Source organism: Acidimicrobium ferrooxidans DSM 10331 (assembly GCF_000023265.1).
Taxonomy (GTDB): Bacteria; Actinomycetota; Acidimicrobiia; order Acidimicrobiales; family Acidimicrobiaceae; genus Acidimicrobium; species Acidimicrobium ferrooxidans.
The window spans coordinates 1,503,900-1,519,911 of record NC_013124.1 but is presented as its reverse complement, the minus strand read 5'-3'; the positions used below and the strand labels follow the sequence as shown (position 1 = coordinate 1,519,911).

The 16,012-nt window shown below is 66.8% G+C and carries 15 protein-coding genes; 9 read left to right on the top strand and 6 right to left on the bottom strand.

Annotation, left to right across the window (positions count from 1 at the left end):
• Positions 1-6 precede the first annotated feature (6 nt).
• Positions 7-2,295, top strand: coding sequence for an FAD-dependent oxidoreductase (locus tag AFER_RS07490; RefSeq protein ID WP_015798856.1), 2,289 nt, complete (start codon positions 7-9; stop codon positions 2,293-2,295).
• A gap of 723 nt (positions 2,296-3,018) precedes the next feature.
• Here AFER_RS07490 and AFER_RS07485 read toward each other — a convergent pair.
• Both AFER_RS07485 and AFER_RS07480 read right to left on the bottom strand, forming a co-directional pair.
• The gene (locus AFER_RS07485; RefSeq protein ID WP_015798855.1) at positions 3,019-4,191 is read right to left on the bottom strand and encodes a hypothetical protein; all 1,173 of its coding nucleotides are present in this window, start codon (positions 4,189-4,191) and stop codon (positions 3,019-3,021) included.
• 56 nt (positions 4,192-4,247) lie between these two features.
• Complete coding sequence (locus tag AFER_RS07480; RefSeq protein WP_015798854.1) at positions 4,248-5,528, bottom strand: MFS transporter; 1,281 nt, start codon at positions 5,526-5,528, stop codon at positions 4,248-4,250.
• Positions 5,529-5,632: 104 nt separating this feature from the next.
• Between AFER_RS07480 and AFER_RS07475 the strand changes: the two genes are divergently transcribed.
• Both AFER_RS07475 and AFER_RS07470 read left to right on the top strand, forming a co-directional pair.
• Positions 5,633-6,076, top strand: a complete 444-nt coding sequence (locus tag AFER_RS07475) for a universal stress protein (RefSeq protein WP_015798853.1) — start codon at positions 5,633-5,635, stop codon at positions 6,074-6,076.
• A 55-nt stretch (positions 6,077-6,131) separates the two neighbouring features.
• Positions 6,132-6,803 (top strand): response regulator, encoded by a 672-nt coding sequence (locus AFER_RS07470; RefSeq protein WP_015798852.1) that lies wholly within the window; start codon positions 6,132-6,134, stop codon positions 6,801-6,803.
• Between the two features lie 7 nt (positions 6,804-6,810).
• On the opposite strand, the gene AFER_RS07465 is transcribed toward AFER_RS07470, so the two are convergent.
• From AFER_RS07465 to AFER_RS07455, 3 genes are all read right to left on the bottom strand, one after another.
• Positions 6,811-7,428 carry a phosphate signaling complex PhoU family protein gene (locus tag AFER_RS07465; protein ID WP_171788971.1) on the bottom strand — a complete coding sequence of 206 codons (618 nt, stop codon included), beginning with the start codon at positions 7,426-7,428 and terminating at the stop codon, positions 6,811-6,813.
• A 63-nt stretch (positions 7,429-7,491) separates the two neighbouring features.
• Entirely contained in the window at positions 7,492-8,421 is a 930-nt protein-coding gene (locus AFER_RS07460) for an SDR family oxidoreductase (protein ID WP_015798850.1), read from the bottom strand.
• 138 nt (positions 8,422-8,559) lie between these two features.
• Entirely contained in the window at positions 8,560-9,504 is a 945-nt protein-coding gene (locus tag AFER_RS07455; protein WP_015798849.1) for a LysR family transcriptional regulator, read from the bottom strand.
• Between the two features lie 248 nt (positions 9,505-9,752).
• Here AFER_RS07455 and AFER_RS07450 point away from each other — a divergent pair, with 248 nt between their 5' ends.
• From AFER_RS07450 to AFER_RS07430, 5 genes are all read left to right on the top strand, one after another.
• Complete coding sequence (locus AFER_RS07450; protein ID WP_049755404.1) at positions 9,753-11,042, top strand: Mur ligase family protein; 1,290 nt, start codon at positions 9,753-9,755, stop codon at positions 11,040-11,042.
• Positions 11,039-11,746 (top strand): glutamine amidotransferase, encoded by a 708-nt coding sequence (locus tag AFER_RS07445; RefSeq protein WP_015798847.1) that lies wholly within the window; start codon positions 11,039-11,041, stop codon positions 11,744-11,746. Before AFER_RS07450 ends, AFER_RS07445 begins: the two co-directional genes overlap by 4 nt.
• Before the next feature lie 70 nt (positions 11,747-11,816).
• The gene (locus AFER_RS12390) at positions 11,817-12,302 is read left to right on the top strand and encodes an aminotransferase class I/II-fold pyridoxal phosphate-dependent enzyme (RefSeq protein ID WP_041661770.1); all 486 of its coding nucleotides are present in this window, start codon (positions 11,817-11,819) and stop codon (positions 12,300-12,302) included.
• Entirely contained in the window at positions 12,274-13,026 is a 753-nt protein-coding gene (locus AFER_RS07435) for an aminotransferase class I/II-fold pyridoxal phosphate-dependent enzyme (RefSeq protein ID WP_171788970.1), read from the top strand. The genes AFER_RS12390 and AFER_RS07435 overlap by 29 nt, the downstream gene beginning before the upstream one ends.
• Entirely contained in the window at positions 13,023-13,400 is a 378-nt protein-coding gene (locus AFER_RS07430; RefSeq protein WP_015798846.1) for an ArsR/SmtB family transcription factor, read from the top strand. Before AFER_RS07435 ends, AFER_RS07430 begins: the two co-directional genes overlap by 4 nt.
• Here AFER_RS07430 and AFER_RS07425 read toward each other — a convergent pair.
• A complete protein-coding gene (locus AFER_RS07425) occupies positions 13,354-13,971 on the bottom strand; it encodes a TetR family transcriptional regulator (protein WP_015798845.1) in 618 nt (205 codons plus the stop codon). The genes AFER_RS07430 and AFER_RS07425 overlap by 47 nt on opposite strands.
• Positions 13,972-14,114: 143 nt before the next feature.
• Here AFER_RS07425 and AFER_RS07420 point away from each other — a divergent pair, with 143 nt between their 5' ends.
• Positions 14,115-15,677, top strand: a complete 1,563-nt coding sequence (locus tag AFER_RS07420; protein ID WP_015798844.1) for an MFS transporter — start codon at positions 14,115-14,117, stop codon at positions 15,675-15,677.
• The last annotated feature ends 335 nt before the right edge of the window (positions 15,678-16,012 follow it).

The following is a 16,012-nucleotide window of genomic DNA, read 5'->3' as shown; positions in this document are numbered from 1 at the left end:
TTGAACATGAGCGCTGTTGTCGTTGAGGTGCTCACCGACCGGTGTGCCGGGTGTCAAGAGTGTCTGATTCGTTGTCCGGTGGAGGCGATCGATCTCGACCTCGATCGTTACGTCGTCACTGTCGACAGCGCACGGTGTGTCGGGTGCCGCCAGTGCGAGCGGGTCTGTCCGTTCGATGCGATCGTCGTCGCGGGTGATCCGCAGGTTGCGCCGGGCGCTGTCTTGCCAGAGTTGGATCCAGACGTGGCCCTGGGCGGCCTTGACGAGGTACGCGGCGGATTCGCGAGCTTTGCGGACGTGCTCGAAGAGGCCAATCGCTGCTTGGCGTGTCCGGACCCGACGTGTGTGCGAGGCTGCCCGACGCACAACGACATCCCCGAGTTCATCGCTCAGCTGCGTAGTGGCGATCTCGCCGGTGCCCGTGACGTGCTGAGCGCACATACATCGTTGCCCGAGATCTGCTCACGCGTCTGTGATGCGGCGATCCAATGCGAGGGGAGCTGTTCCTGGCGGCTTGCCGGAGCGAGGCCGGTGGCGATCCACGCCATCGAGCGCTACATCGCTGACCATGCTGATGCGGTCGACCCGACGCCGGCTGCCAAGGAGGGCCGCGTACTGATCGTTGGGAGCGGTCCGGCCGGGCTCGGTGCCGCAGATGTCCTGTCGGGAGCCGGGGTCGAGGTCACCGTGGTCGACGCTGCCGACCAACCTGGAGGCTTGCTGCGCAACGGGATCCCGCGGTTCACGCTGCCCTCGGACGTTCTCGATCGGGTCATCGAGCGTCTCGAGCGGCGAGGCGTGGCTTTCCAGATGAACACCGCGCTGTCTCCGGACGATGTGGTGGCGGCGCGTAACCGCTACGACGCCGTGGTGCTGGCCGTTGGTGCTGGCGCTCCGTTGCCCGTACGCGCCGATGGCATCGAGACCATCTCTGTCGGCAACGCACTCGACGAGATCGCCGTGGCCGAGGCGGCGATTCAAGCTGGTTTGCCGCCGGTGGATGATCGTGTGCTCGTGGTTGGGGCGGGCAACACGGCGATGGACGTCGCGCGCCTGGTGCGACGGCGCGGTGGCTCTGCAGTCTGTATCGATTGGATGGATCAGCGCTTCAGCCTTGTGCGGCCTGACGAACTTGCCGAAGCGGAGGCCGAGGGCGTACAGGTGCGATTTGGCGTGACGCTCCAGTCGGTCGCCGAACGCGACGACGGGATCCACTGTCTCCTCGTTCGGACGAAGCAGGAGCGCGCGAGTGAGCGGCCTACGGTGACCAGTGAGATCGCCGAGGAGCTCGTGGTCGATCGAGTGGTAGCTGCGATGGGCTATCGCGTCGATCCGTCCTGGATCGCTTCGGTGCCTGGGCTCGCTGAACGCAAGGAAGTTGGAGATCTGCCGAGCCGACACTGGTTGGCCTCAGGGATCTTCGCGGGTGAGCCGCTCCGAGGGTTGCGTGTCGGTGATCTCGCCTGGAGCCGGGATCGGGCCCGGAGGCGAGCGGCAGCGTGGCGGCAGGCCCGCACCTGGGCCATTGGTGATGTCCTCGTCGGACCGTCAACGGTGGTGGAGGCGATGGCTCACGGGCGCCGGGTCGGGGAGGAGATGCTCGCCGCAGGCGGTCGCAACGCGGTGTTGCCCGGTCGACGACTGGCTCCGCCACGGGTGCTCATTGCCTACGACTCCAAGGGTGGCCACACCCGCGCGGCGGCACTTTCCCTGGGAGAGACGCTCGCGAATTTTGCGCCAAGCGTGCGCTGCATCCCCGCCGATCAGTTCGAAACCGAGGACCTCGTCGACGCCGATCTGATCGTTGTCGCCGGCTGGGTTGACGGGGCGCTGGTGGTCGGGCAACGGCCCAGCGAGGGTATGCGTCGTTTGCTCGAGGCACTACCGGCCAATCTGAGGGCGCCAGTTGGCCTTCTCCTGACGTATGCGGTGGACCCGGGAGATGCGCTCAAGATCGCGGCAGAGCTGGCCCGCGGGCGGGGCGCGACGGTTGCGGCCACCCTCGCATTGGGACCACAAGGTTCGCCGGGCGACGAGCGTCGATTCATCGCTGATCTCGGTGATGCTGCCTGGGCCGACTCCTCGTCCATGACTGCGCTCGTCAGCGCGGTGTTGGAAGGTTCGGATCCGCGCTGGTTGGTTGGCCCGCGCCCGCGCGTTGCCGAGGCGCTTGCACATGCCCTCGTCGAGCGCCACGGGCGCGGCGTCCTCTCTCACGAAGCTCAGGCGGCCGAGCGTCTGCGAGAACTTGCAAGCAGTCTTCGCCTTCTTCGGGAGGCACCCATCCCCTCCTAGGCACACCAGCCCCGTCCCTACCCCAACCGGTAGGGGCGGGGACCTGGGAGGCACCCATCCCCTCCTAGGCACACCAGCCCCGTCCCTACCCCAACCGGTAGGGGCGGGGACCTGGGAGGCACCCATCCCCTCCTAGGCACACCAGCCCCGTCCCTACCCCAACCGGTAGGGGCGGGGACCTGGGAGGCACCCATCCCCTCCTAGGCACACCAGCCCCGTCCCTACCCCAACCGGTAGGGGCGGGGACCTGGGAGGCACCCATCCCCTCCTAGGCACACCAGCCCCGTCCCTACCCCAACCGGTAGGGGCGGGGACCTGGGAGGCACCCATCCCCTCCTAGGCACACCAGCCCCGTCCCTACCCCAACCGGTAGGGGCGGGGACCTGGGAGGCACCCATCCCCTCCTAGGCACACCAGCCCCGTCCCTACCCCAACCGGTAGGGGCGGGGACCTGGGAGGCACCCATCCCCTCCTAGGCACACCAGCCCCGTCCCTACCCCAACCGGTAGGGGCGGGGACCTGGGAGGCACCCATCCCCTCCTAGGCACACCAGCCCCGTCCCTACCCCAACCGGTAGGGGCGGGGACCTGGGAGGCACCCATCCCCTCCTAGGCACACCAGCCGCACCTCGGACTCGCTAGTCGACCGCTGGTGCGAATGGTGTGACTCTACCGAATTGGTCATGCCTCAGGCAAGACCGGCGGGCCGCCTCTCGTGTACTCGCTAGAGACGGCGCAGGAAGGCAGTGGTGTTGACCGCGAGGTGAACCGTGCCGATCCACGCCGCGATGCCGAGCGCTGGAAGCCAGGCCGGCGGATTGTCGGTGGTGCCGATGACGATCAGGCTCGAAATCCAGACGAGATCGAACTGGCGAAACCCGCTTTCGACGTCCCAGTCAGCGGGACCCACCAGCAGTGCGAGCACGATCATGGCGATGAACAGAACCTTGATCACCGAGGGCGCACGCGAACGCGAGATCCTCGGGATCGTGATTGCGACGGCAAGGACTAGGAGCCCGAGCTGGAGGAGCCACGCCAGGTCGGCAGCGGAGGGGTGGAGGTGCAGGGCGACAGCCTTGACCTGTGTGAGCAGAGGGACACCCAAGTTAGCGTTGAGATCGGCAGCGGCGGTGACGTGGCCGACCTCGTGCGACACAAAGGCGTCCCAGCCGATCCAACTGATCGCCGCGGCCGTTGCCACGATGAGGCGATGGTCAACCCGCCTCATGCGCAGCGATCGGGCAAGCCCTACGAGTCCGAGCGCGCCAACCGCCATGAGTTCGGTCTCGAGGGTCAGTGTCGATGCAAGCAGGAGGACGGTGCCAACGATTGGCCGGTCCCAGTGTTCGATGGAGAGAATCGCGAGCAACATGAGTGCCGCCGCGACCGGCTCGGCGAGATCTCGTCCGTAGCTGAACGCGTAGCCTTCGTAGAGGGCGGCAGCGACACCAGTGAGGGCGGCTCGGCTTTCGGATCCGGCCAAGACAGTGACCGATCCGGCGATGCACGCAGCCGCCAGGACTTCGATCAGTGGGAGTGTCCACACAACGAGGTGCTGCTGACCACCGGCGATGAGCCAGGCGAGGAAGGGCAGTCCGATGCGCTGGGCACGGTACGGCGTGTCAAAGGTGATGCCGAAGGCTCGGCGGTGGATGTCGAATGGGTCGAGCGCGAGGCGCAAGAAGAACTGTCCGTCGTAGCCAGGCCCGCGAACCTGTGGAATCCAGGCGGGGAGGTGGGCGCGCGATCCGAACAGGGTTCCGACGAGCGCCAAGATTCCTGGGTTGCCGTGCCCGACCCCGATGACTTGTACGGCGATTTCCAGCAGTGCGCCGATCGCCGCGATGAGGGCTGGCCTCCATGGGCTCGCTACGGAGCTCTCGAGGCCGCGATCCACGACACGATCCTAGCGATGCACGCAGCCGCCAATTCGCACGCGAGGATAGGTGAATGTCATGTCCCCTCGCCTGGCAACTCAGGCTCGCGGGCGTGACGCAGTGCAGTGGTCGCGAGCGCGTAGGCGGCGAGCGCGACCACTGCCGTGGTCGCGATCAGGCTCTCACCGCTGGCCAACGGCGTGCGAGCGAAGGTTGCTGCGGCAGCCCCCACGACCCATGCCAGCTGGAACTCCGTCTCGTAGCGAGCGAAGGTCCTCCCGTAGTGCTCTTCGCGCAGACCCTGCTGCACGGTTGCGTCGAAGGCGATCTTCGCGGACCCGGCTGCGAGTGAGAGGATCCCCATGACCACGATGGCCCAGACGATCGCTGGATGTGCGGTGGTTGCCGCGATGGCCACGAGGGAGACGAGTGTCGCCGCGCCGAGGGTGATGGGGATTTCGGAGAGTCGGCGTCGGAGGCGGGGAGCAACCTGCGTGGCGGCCATCGCACCGATGGCGCTGGCTGCGAGTGCTGCTCCGTAGGCCCAGGTCGGAGCCGATCTGCCCTTGAGCGCGAACGCGATGACGAAGGCAAAGAAGCCGATCTGACCTCGAAGTACGGCGACAAGGAGGGACGCGAGCAAGGTTCTCGCGTATCCGGGTCCGGTGGGGCGGCTGCGTAGCCGCTCGCGAGCCTGCGACGCTCCGGCTACCGCCTGGGGCAGCATCCGATGAAGACGAAGACCGGCCGCAACCATGTAGAGCAGCGCGACGGGTTCGGCGATGAGCGCCCACGCGGGACCGAGGTGAGGCGTCTTGGCGAGGATCCCACCTGCGACCACCCCGAGTGCGCCCCCGACGGATGCCAACAGGGTCAGCGATGCGTTGGTCGCGACGAGTGTTCGAGGTTGCGGGTCGCCGACCACCTCGGGCACCAGGGATGATTTCGTGATGAGGTACGCCTTGGATGCGATGAGCGCAATCAGTGCCAGTGGGAACAGCAGCAGAGTCCTGAGGAACGCCGCCATCAGCAGGACCGCCGCAATGCGGACGACGGCGGAGATGGTCACCATCGATCGGCGGAGCTGACGAGACCGGTCGACGATGGGAGCCACGAGCGGCGAGAGCGCTGCGAAGGGCGCCATCGTGATGAGGAGATAGAGGGCAATGCGGCTTCGCGCTTCGGTGGGTGACACGGAGAAGAACAGAGAACCAGCCAACGCGACCGTCATCATGGCGTCGGCGGTCATGGACAGGAGATGGGCCCGCCGCAGCGATCCGAGCGCGCTCGACTCGTCGAAGACCCGAGCAAGGGCTTGCTGCGAGCTTGCGACGTGGTCTCGCAGTCGTGCCCGCATGCTCACGGTTCGATGCTAGTGCCAAGGCCTGCTGCGACTTGGGACTATCGTCCGATGCGGTGGCCAGGACCGTTGCGTAGGCTGAGCTCGAGGAGGTGCACACGATGGTGGAGGCAGGATTCACAGAGCATCGGCGCGTCGTGGTTGGGTATGACGGCTCCGAGTCGGGTCGCACGGCGCTGCAGTTCGCCGTCGACGAGGCGAAGCGACGCCGGTCGACGCTCGTGATCGTGTACTCGTGGACGGTGCCGGAGTTTGGCTACGGTCCAACTCCCTCCGCCGTGGAAGAGCTCGAGGCCGCCGGTCGCGCGCTGCTCGACGACGCGACCGCGCAGGTGCGCGCCCTGGAACCCGATCTTGACCTGGAGACCGTGCTCGAGGAGGGCAACCCGGCCTCACGTCTGATCGAGCAGTGTGAGACTGCCGATCTCTTGGTCGTCGGCGCGCGTGGTCATGGGGGCTTCACCTCGTTGCTGCTCGGCAGCGTGAGTGACCAACTCGTCCACCACGCGCCGATCCCGGTGGTCGTCGTTCGACGTCGGGCCTAGCCGCTCGGGGCCGCGTGCCAATCCGACGACCGCGCCACGCGATAAGCTAGATGGCGTGGTGCGCGTATTCCTCGTGGAGGACCACGAGGTCGTGCGTCGAGGCATTGCTCGCCTCGTCGCTGAGGACGACGGCTTTGAGGTCGTGGGCGAGGCCGGCTCTCTTGAGGAGGCGCGGGCGAGAATCCCCTTGGCTGCTCCCGATGTCGCCGTGCTCGATGTGCGCCTCCCGGATGGCAGTGGTGTGGAGCTGTGTCGCGAGCTTCGCGCCGCACGACCAGAGCTGCGTTGCCTGATGTTGACGTCGTACGCTGACGACGAGGCGCTGTTCGCCTCGATCATGGCGGGCGCATCTGGCTATCTGCTCAAGCGGGTCCGGGTCGACGAGCTGCTCGATGCGCTGCGCCGCGTTGCCAAAGGGGAGTCGCTCATCGACCCCGCGTTGACGGTACGGCTCCTCGAGCGCATCCGGCATCCCCAGGATGCGGGGGACGATCCGCTCGCGGAACTCTCGCCGCAGGAGCGCCGGATCTTCGATCTGATCGTCGATGGCAAGACCAACCGCGAGATCGCCGAGTCAGTCTTTCTCGCCGAGAAGACCGTCAAGAACTACGTATCGAACATCCTGTCGAAGCTCGGCATGCACCATCGAAGTGAGATCGCGGCGCTGGGCGCCCGACTCGAAGAGCGCCGCCGATCGCGCTCGTCAGCCGATCTCGACGTTCGTTAGCGGCTGCTCACGACGCGGACGACAAGTCGCCCTTGGGGATAGGGCTCTCGAGTGTGGCGAGTGCCGCCGTCGACCGAGCCAAGTTGACGGCGTGATCGCCGAAGCGTTCGACGAACCGAGCAACGAGCGCCAAATCCATCGCGGTCGCGATGGATTGGCACGTCGACGCGATCTCGGCCGTGAAGGTGACGTGGAGGTCGTCGAGGGACTCGTCGAGGTCGTTGACTCGACGCGCCACGGTTGGGTCGATGTGCTCGAACGCCACCGCGGTCTCGGACCACATCGACAGCGCGAGCTCGGCCATCGATTCGAGAAGACCTCGCGCACGGGGTCGGAGCTCGCGCACGAGGCCGAGTGCACCCTTGCGCGCGATGTGCTCGGCGAGGTCGCCCGAGCGCTCCAGCTCTGGGATGATGCGGACAATGGTGACGAGGTAGTGGACCATCGCCGGGGTGCGGTCCGGGGCCAAGAGCCGCTCGTGCACCTCACGCTCGAGTGCGAGGTATCGACCGTCGATAATGCGTTCGCGCTCGACGAGGTGGGCGATGATGCCCTTGTCTTCGTGGAGGAACGCCTCCTTTGCACCCGAGAACGCGTCGCTCACGAGGGCGAAAAGCTCGAGCACCGCGAAGTCGATCGACCGTGAGCGATACACAGGCTCAGGGGGCGTGGTCACGATGCATGGAGCTTAGGCGTTGGGCGCCTCGGGTGGTTCGTGCCCGCTCATGTCGGCGTTGCGCCGTGCCGCGCGGACGAGGGCCGGGACGACGTCGTCGAGCTCGTCGACGGTGAAACGTTGGCCGCGCGCCTCCGCGCTTGGGCCCGCGTGCCAGCCTTCGGCGACGTCGATATGGTGGCCGGCGACGTCGAACACTCGTCCAGTGATGCCGGCCGAGTGCGTCGATCCGAGCCAGACCACGAGGGGTGCGATGTTCTCCGGCGCGAGTTCGGCCTGTGCTGCACGGTCGTCCGGGGCGACGATGCCAAGGTTCTCAGTCATGCGGGTCAGCGCTACGGGGGCGATCGCGTTGACCGTGACGCCGTAGCGCGCGAGTTCCATCGCTGCGATGATGGTCAACGACGCGATGCCTGCCTTCGCGGCGCCATAGTTGGCTTGGCCGACGTTGCCGTAGATCCCTGATGCGCTCGTGGTGTTGATGATTCGGGCGTCTTGCGCGACACCCGCCTTCGCTTGCTCCCGAAAGTAGGCGGCGGCCCAGCGGGTCATGGCGAAGGTGCCCTTGAGGTGCACCCGAATCACGTCATCCCATTCGGACTCGGTCATGTTGACCAGCATGCGGTCGCGCAGGATGCCCGCGTTGTTCACGACCACATCGAGGCGACCGAACGACTCGATGGCCGCGTTGATGAGGCGCTGCGCGCCCTCCCAACTGGCGACGTCGTCGCCGTTGGCGATGGCCGCACCCCCCTGGCTTCGGATGTGATCGACCACCTCGCCAGCGGGCCCTGTCGACGAGCCGGATCCGTCGACCTCGGCGCCGAGGTCGTTGACGACCACTCGTGCGCCCTGTTCAGCGAACGCGAGCGCGTGGGCACGTCCAATCCCTCGGCCCGCGCCGGTCACGATCACGACCCGGCCTTCACAGATCCCAGCCATGGTGCTCCTTCCCAGCGAGCGTTCCTCCTCCGAGGAACGAACCGCTCCATCCTGCCACGACGCCACGGGCCGGACATGGCACCCCGGAAGAGTGCGTAGAAGTCGATACTCCTATAACGATGGTGATAGAAGCGTGCGCTAGCGTCGGGCCTCCGCTCCTCGTGGTCGAGGGGCGGTGACGCCTGCCGGCAGGGCATGGGCCGCCATCCGAGTCGGGAGGCTCATGAGGAGTGTGGTGACCGCTCGAGCTGCTGCGCTCTGGAGGTGGTTGCGGTGGCGTGCGAGTCCGATCTGGCGAGGAGGGACGTCGGTGAGTTGGACGGCGACCGTGTCGGCGTGATGGGCGAGCACCTCGACGGCGCTCGCGGGGAGGATCGCAGGTGCAAAGCCGCGAAGTGCGATGGCGGCGATGACGTTGAGACCGTCGATCTCCGCAATGACGCGCAGGCGCACGCCCCGGCTCGCCGCGATCGCCTCGAGTTCGTCGCGGAACCCGACGTGGACGGGCGGGACCAGCATCGGCACGGAAGCGGCTTGGGCGATGGTGAGCGTCGATTCGCTGGCCAGGGGATGGGAGCGCGGTGCGACCAGGACGTAGCGCTCTTCGAGCAGAACGCGAAAGACCAGTTCCTCGTAGCGAATCGGCGTCGTCAGTACCGCAAGGTCGATACTGCCACTCTGGAGCCGCCGCTGCAGCGAGGCCGCGGTGCCCTCGGCGACTTCGAGCTCGACTCGCGGATGTTCCTTGGCGAGCCGGTCGAGGAGCGGCGGTAGGAGCCAACTCGCCACCGTCGCGATCATGCCGAGGCGAACCTTGCCCGTGGCGTCGGAGCCATGGAGCGAGAGATCCTCGTAGATCTCGGCGATCTCTCCGAGGAGATGGCGAGCCCGCTTGGCTACGATCTCGCCCTCGGTGGTGAGCTGGCCCGTTCTGCGGTCGACCAGCACGACCTGGAGCTCACGCTCGAGCTTCGAGATGTGGGCGGAGACGTTGGACTGAACCGTGGCGAGCGCCTCCGCTGCCGCGGAGAAACTGCCTGCCTCTTGGACGGCGATGAGTGATCGAAGTTGGCGCAACTCCATGGCGAGCCACCGAGGCTATCGGAAAAAGTGATACACGATATCATCACCATAGTTGGATTTTCGCGGACTGGTGGGGTAGTCTGGCATACAGCAACGGCATGGTTCCCCCCAACACAACACCGTTGCACACTTAAGGAGCCGGCTACCCCCCAGCCGGCTCCTTCTACGTTCTGCCGCGTGTCCGAAGGAGTCGGCCGCGCGTCGGGCATGAGCGCAAGGGCGCCCACCCGGTCGATAGCCTCACGCCCGTGGAGAGTGCTCGTCAGCGTGCGGCGAGGGGCGCCGCGCAGGCCGCGTCGGCGTTGTCTCGGATGTTGGGAGTCGGCGCTGGTGGCGCGTTGAGTGGTCGACTGGCGTTGGCGATTGACCCGCACATCCTCGAACGTGCGGGGCGACAACTCCGCTCGATCCTCGTGACGGGCACGAATGGGAAGTCGACGACGACCGCGCTTGCGGTAGCCATGGCCGCGGGCGCGGTGGTCACCAACCGTGGTGCGAACATGAGTTTCGGCATCGCTGGGGCACTGGCTCGAGCTCGACGAGAGGCGACGGTCGGGGTCTTCGAGGTCGACGAGGCGTTCGTGCCGAGCGTGGCGGAGGCGCTTCGGCCCTCGCTTCTCGTCTGGCTCAACCTCACTCGCGACCAACTCGATCGAGCCCTCGAGGTCCGCCGGCTGTCCGAGCGCATCGCCGAAGCGGCGAGTTCGATCGAGCTCGTCGTGGCGAACGCACTGGACCCCATCGTGGTGCTCGGCGCGTCGCGATTTCGACGTCAGATTTGGATTCGCCCGACGTCGACCTGGACCGACGACGCCCACGCGTGTCCCCGCTGTGGTGGCCACGTGTCGTTCCAGGACGGCCGATGGTGGTGCGAGGGGTGCGGCCTCGCGTCGCCGGATCCGGATTGGTGGATCGGAGACGACGGGAACGCCCATGGTCCCGAGGGGATGCTCAGCCTGGCCGAGGCGCCACCTGGGACGTTCAATCGTTTCAATGCGCTGGCTGCGGCGGTTGCGATCGGGGCGCTCGAACGTCGGCCGGTCGCCGACGTGCTGCGCGGCCTTGGCCGTCGACGGCTCGAGGTCGAGGGACGCTTCGAGTACTGGCGGGTCCTCGAGCTGCCCGGTACGCCTCGTGTGATGACGATGCTCGCGAAGAATCCAGCGGGGTTCGATGCTCTCGTCGAGCTGCTCGCAGATTGGGACGGTGACGTGATTGCGCAACTCAATGCCGAGATCGCCGATGGTCGTGACACCTCGTGGATTTGGGATGCGCCCTGGGAGCGAATCGCGCCCCGACGCGTCATCGTGTGTGGGCGACGGGTCGAAGATCTCGCCTTGCGTCTGGAGGTGGCCGGGCACGAGCCTTGGCAGGCCTCCTCGCTCCGTGAGGCGCTTCGCCGTGCCGACGCTTCCAAGCCCATCGCCTTCGTCGGCAACTACACAGCGTTTTGGGAGGCCAATGCGTCGCTGCGTGCGCTCGGTGCGCTCCGCGATACCACCTTGGCTGCGAGTGCTTCGGCGAGGGCCGTGCCATGATGGTGCGCATCGTCGTCGTCTACCCCGACCTGCTCGGGACCTATGGAGACCGTGGCAACGCGTTGGTGTTGGCCGCTGCTGTTCGCCGAGCTGGTCACGAGGCTGAGGTCGTCGATGCGTCATCGGATCGTCCCTTGCCACATGATGGCGCCTTCTACCTCTTGGGCGGCGGTGAGGACGGCCCGCAGGTGCTGGCCGCTCGGCTGCTTGCGCGCGATGGCACGCTGCGTGCCGTCGTCGAGGAGGGGCGCCCGGTTCTCGCGGTGTGCGCAGGCCTGCAGCTCCTAGGACGCTCGTTTGCCGCGGAGGGAGCGGAGCACGAAGGACTCGGGCTCTTGCCGGTTCGGTCGGCGAGCGGCGAGCGCCGTGCGGTCGGCGAGGTTCTGACGAGTCCCGTGATCTCGGTCGGGGCCTATCTGACAGGCTTCGAGAACCACCGCGGCGTCACCACGCTCGAAGGTGATGCCGTCCCGCTCGGTCGGGTGCTCGTCGGTGTCGGGAACGGCGTTGGGGGCGTGGACGGGGTCGTCGCAGGCAGCGTGGTCGGCACCTACCTGCATGGCCCGGTCCTTGCACGCAATCCATACCTCGCCGCTTGGCTGCTCGAGCGCGCGCATGTGCCGCGGGTCGAACCCTCGACGGCATGGCGCGAGCTCGCCGATGCGCGGATTCGAGCTGCGCTGCAGTCCCGCGCATCCGGATAGCACATTCGCATCATCCCTTTGGGGGACCTGCCACTCTCGCGGGCGGATCGTCGATGCGTAGCATGATGCTGTGGCTCACCAGCAGTTCGATCTCCCTCAGGACGGCTCGAATGGTCGTCCGATCGATACCGGGGCGGCGCGAGGGCGAGTCATCGACGCGCTCCGTGCCCGTCGTCCCCTGAGCGTGAAGTGGGAGCTGGCACCCTCGCCGCTCCTACCGGCGTGGGTCGCGGACATGGACTTGCTCCCTCCGGAGGTCGTGCGGCGAACGGTGGCGGATGCGGTGACGCGTGGCGACGTCGGCTACGCCTCGGGAGCCCTCGACGAGCGGTATCGATCGGCACTGGCACGCTGGTCCAAGGCGCGCACCGGCTACGAGCCACGGGACGTGCTCCTGGTCGGCGACGTCCTGGGCGGCCTCGCCTTGGCACTCTGGACACTCACGGAGCCCGGGAGTGGCGTGGTGGTGCCGACGCCGTCGTACCCCCCCATTCCTCTCGACGCCGGTGTCGCTCGGGCGTCGCGTCGTGACGGTTCCGCTTCGCGAAGAGGATGACTATCGACTCGACCCAGAGCGCCTCGAGCGGACCTTGATCGCGTCGGGGGCGAAGGCACTGATCCTCTGCAACCCGCACAATCCGACGGGACGGGTGGCGACACGCGAGGAACTCACCGCCATCGCCGACGTCGTCGAGCGACATCACGTGGTCGTGATCGCCGACGAGATCCATCAGGATATCGTGCGCACGGGCGTGCGCCACGTGCCCTGGCTCTCGCTGGATCATGCCGCAACCGAGCGGTCAGTCGGTCTGTCCGCGGCAACGAAGACGTTCAACATCGCAGGCCTCAAGGCGGCTCACGTGGAGGCCGGCTCGACACGCGTTGCGCAGATGCTCGGTGAGGTCGATGCACACTTTCGCAGTTCGCCGACGTCGCTGGGGCTGCTCGCTGCCGCCGTCGCATGGGAGCAGGGCGGCGAGTGGTTGGAGTCCACCCTTGACCGCATCCAGGACAACCTCGAGACAGCTGCGGAGGCACTCGTTCGCACCGGTCGGATGCGCACGTCCGTTCCCGCCGGCACCTACCTGCTCTGGGTGCAGGTGCTCGGTCTTGGGGCAGAGAGTGCGGCTGCGTGGGCCCGTCGCGCTGGCGTCGTCGTCTCAGCGGGTGAGACCTTCGATCTCCAGGGACGTTCGGACTGGATGCGTGTGAACGTGGCGACGGAGCCGGAGGTCCTCGCAGAGATGCTCGATCGACTGGTGGGGATGGGTGTGTCATGAGGGAGATAGCGCTCACAGGTGGCGTCGCACTGGACGAGCGTCCGGATGCCGACGTCGACGCCGTGCTGGCACGTTTGTTTGCGGCGCTCGCAGATCCGACGCGGGTGCGGCTGGTGCGAACCCTGTTGGAACGGGGCGAGTTGACCTCGCTGGAGTGTCGACAGATCACTGGACTGTCGCAGGGGCGAACGTCGGTGCACCTGTCGTGTCTGGTCGACGCCGGGTTGCTCTCGACGGAGCGCGATGGTCGTCAGCGGCGCTACCGCCTGCGCGATCCCGAGGTGGCGTTCCTCGTCGAGAGCGGTGCGGCGATCGCAGCTCGCCACTTCAGCCAGATCGTTGCGAGTCTGATGGGCGCTCGAGCGGTCTCGTAGCGAGTCCCGCTCCATCGGCGAGCCGGCCGATGGCGTCCGTGAGCACCTCGAGAAAATCTGCGCCATGCTCTCCGACCACGTCCAGCGCTGTCTGGATGGCAACGAGTAGCGCATTCGTCGCGAGCCGAGCTATGAGCGCGTCGGGCTCGCAGGCGAGTCGCTCGGCGACGAGCGGCGTGAAGGCTGCCGCGGTTTCCCATCCGGCGACGAGCCAGCGCGCCCGTAGGGTCGGGGTGTTGCGAAGGAGGCGAAGGAGCTCGCGGTCGAGGGTCGCTTGGGCCTCGTCGTCCGTCTTGGTGGCTCGAACGGACGCCAGGAACGCTTCGGCGAGTGACTCGGACGCAGGTCGAGCGAGGAAGGCACTGCGCAGGTCGTCTGCCTTCAACCAGATGTACGAGAGGACTGCATCTTCCTTGGTCGGGAAGTAGCGAAAGAACGTTCGCTCCGACACGCCTGCTCGCTCGGCGATCTGCTCCACGGTTGTCTGGGCAACGCCCTGGCGTGCGAAGAGTTCGGCGGCTGCCCGAGCAAGCTCTGCCTCCGTGCGCGCCTTCGTCTGCTCGCGGGTCATGGCTCCTCCGGAATCATCAGTGTACGCGCGGCGGAATGCATCGCGGGAGCATCGGGTTGGAAGTGTCAGTGACTGTCAGAATTGCTAGACTGGCAGCGGCTGCCAGAATGGCGCAGGTCGACGGCCGGTGAGGAGGCAAGCTCATGGAGACACAAGAGAAGCGCACGATTCGCGCGAACCCCTGGTGGGCCCTGGCCAGCGTGGCCTTCGGGGTGATCATGGTCGGTCTCGACGCGACCGTCGTGGCGATCGCGAATCCCTTCATCGCGAGAGACCTGCACGCCAACCTCGCTGATCTGCAGTGGGTTACGAACGCGTACCTGCTCACCACTGCGGTGCTGCTGATCCCGGCTGGCAAGCTCGCCGATCGGATCGGTCGACGGGCCACCTTCTTGGTGGGCATGCTGGGCTTCGCCGCCGCGTCAGCAGGTGTGGGGCTCGCGGGGTCCATTGGGTGGGTCATCGCCTTCCGCGCCATCCAAGGCGGTTTCGGTGCGCTGATCATGCCGAGCACGCTTGCGATCTTGCGTGCGAGTTTCCCGGTCGAGCGGCTGAACACGGCCATCGGTATCTGGGGCGCTTCCAGTGGCTTGGCGATCGCTGGCGGACCGATCGTGGCTGGGCTGTTGGTGCAGAACGTCTCGTGGCAGTCGGTGTTCTACCTCAATGTGCCCGTCGGAGCCATTGGCATCCTCCTCGGCCTGTTCGTCCTCGCCGAATCACGTGAACAAGAACCCGACCGACTCGACGCTCCGGGGACCATCGTGCTTGCCGGTACGTTGTTCTCCCTCGTCTTCGGGCTGATCAAGGCCCAGAGCTGGGGATGGCTCGCGGGTCGCACCTGGATCTTCTTCGGGTTGGCAATCGTTGGCGCGGTGATCTTCGTGTTCGTTGAAGGGCGAGCTCGCTTCCCATTGGTGCCACTTGGCATGTTCGGACGCCGACAGGTCTCGCTGTCCGCTGTGGTGGTCATCTTGTCGTTCTTCGCCTTCTTCGGGGTGGTGTTCTTCGTCGCCCTCTATCTCCAAGAGGTACACGGCTACAGCCCCGTAGCGGCCGGCGTGCGAGTTTTGCCCTTGACCGCTTCCTTTGTGGTCGGGGCGCCGCTCGGTGCTGCGCTGAACGGTCGGTTCGGGCCGCGCGTGCCGGTCGGGATCGGTATGGCTGCCATCGCCGTTGGGCTCGCACTGCTCACGACGCTCGGGGTCAGCTCCTCCTATCTCGTCCACCTTGCACTTCCGTTCGTCATCGTCGGATTGGGTATTGGCCTCGTCATGCCGACGACCTCGGATACCATCGTCGCGAACGTGCCTGAGGCCGAAGCGGGCGTGGCCGGAGGTGTGCAGTCGACCGCCGTGCAGATCGGTGGGCTCCTTGGAACGGCGGTGCTCGGTTCGGTGCTCTCGAATCGGGTGGGCAGTGTACTGATCTCCAAGCTCGAGGCAGCGGGTGTGCCTGGCGTCGTCGCAACGCGACTCGGACCAGCGCGCCCCTTGATTGCGGAAGGACTCGCACCGCGGATTCCACAAGTACCGGCCCTTGTTCAGACCGCCGTCACCAACGGGTCGCACGCTGCGTTCATGAGCGGTCTGCATGTGGCCATGATCGTCGCGATCGGCGTGGCGATCGTCGGCGCGATCGTGGGGCTCGCGCTCGGGGCCGTCCGCGTGGGCAGTGGTCACCGGGCCTCGGCGCCACTGGCGTGAGCGACGGGGAGTGTGCCTGATGCACGAGGCAGCGCGGTCGCGAGCCTCGAGTCACAGAGCACTCGCCTCGCCGCCGTTCCTCTGCCGGGTTGATACGTACTGGGCCCGGAACGAAGGAGTCACAGACGACGAACCACTCCTGGGCAGCGGTTCCGCTCGACGTCGGCGGGCCGCTGCTCCTACCAGTTCCGTCGCGCTTGTCGCGGCACTGGTCCTCGACCAACCCCGCGCAGTGCCGATGCCTCCGGTGGGCTCGGCGCGAGGGCAGACTCTTGGAGCTGGGTCCGCAGAGCACATCACGCACGGCCGGACGGTGGGCTCGAGCCCGCCGACCG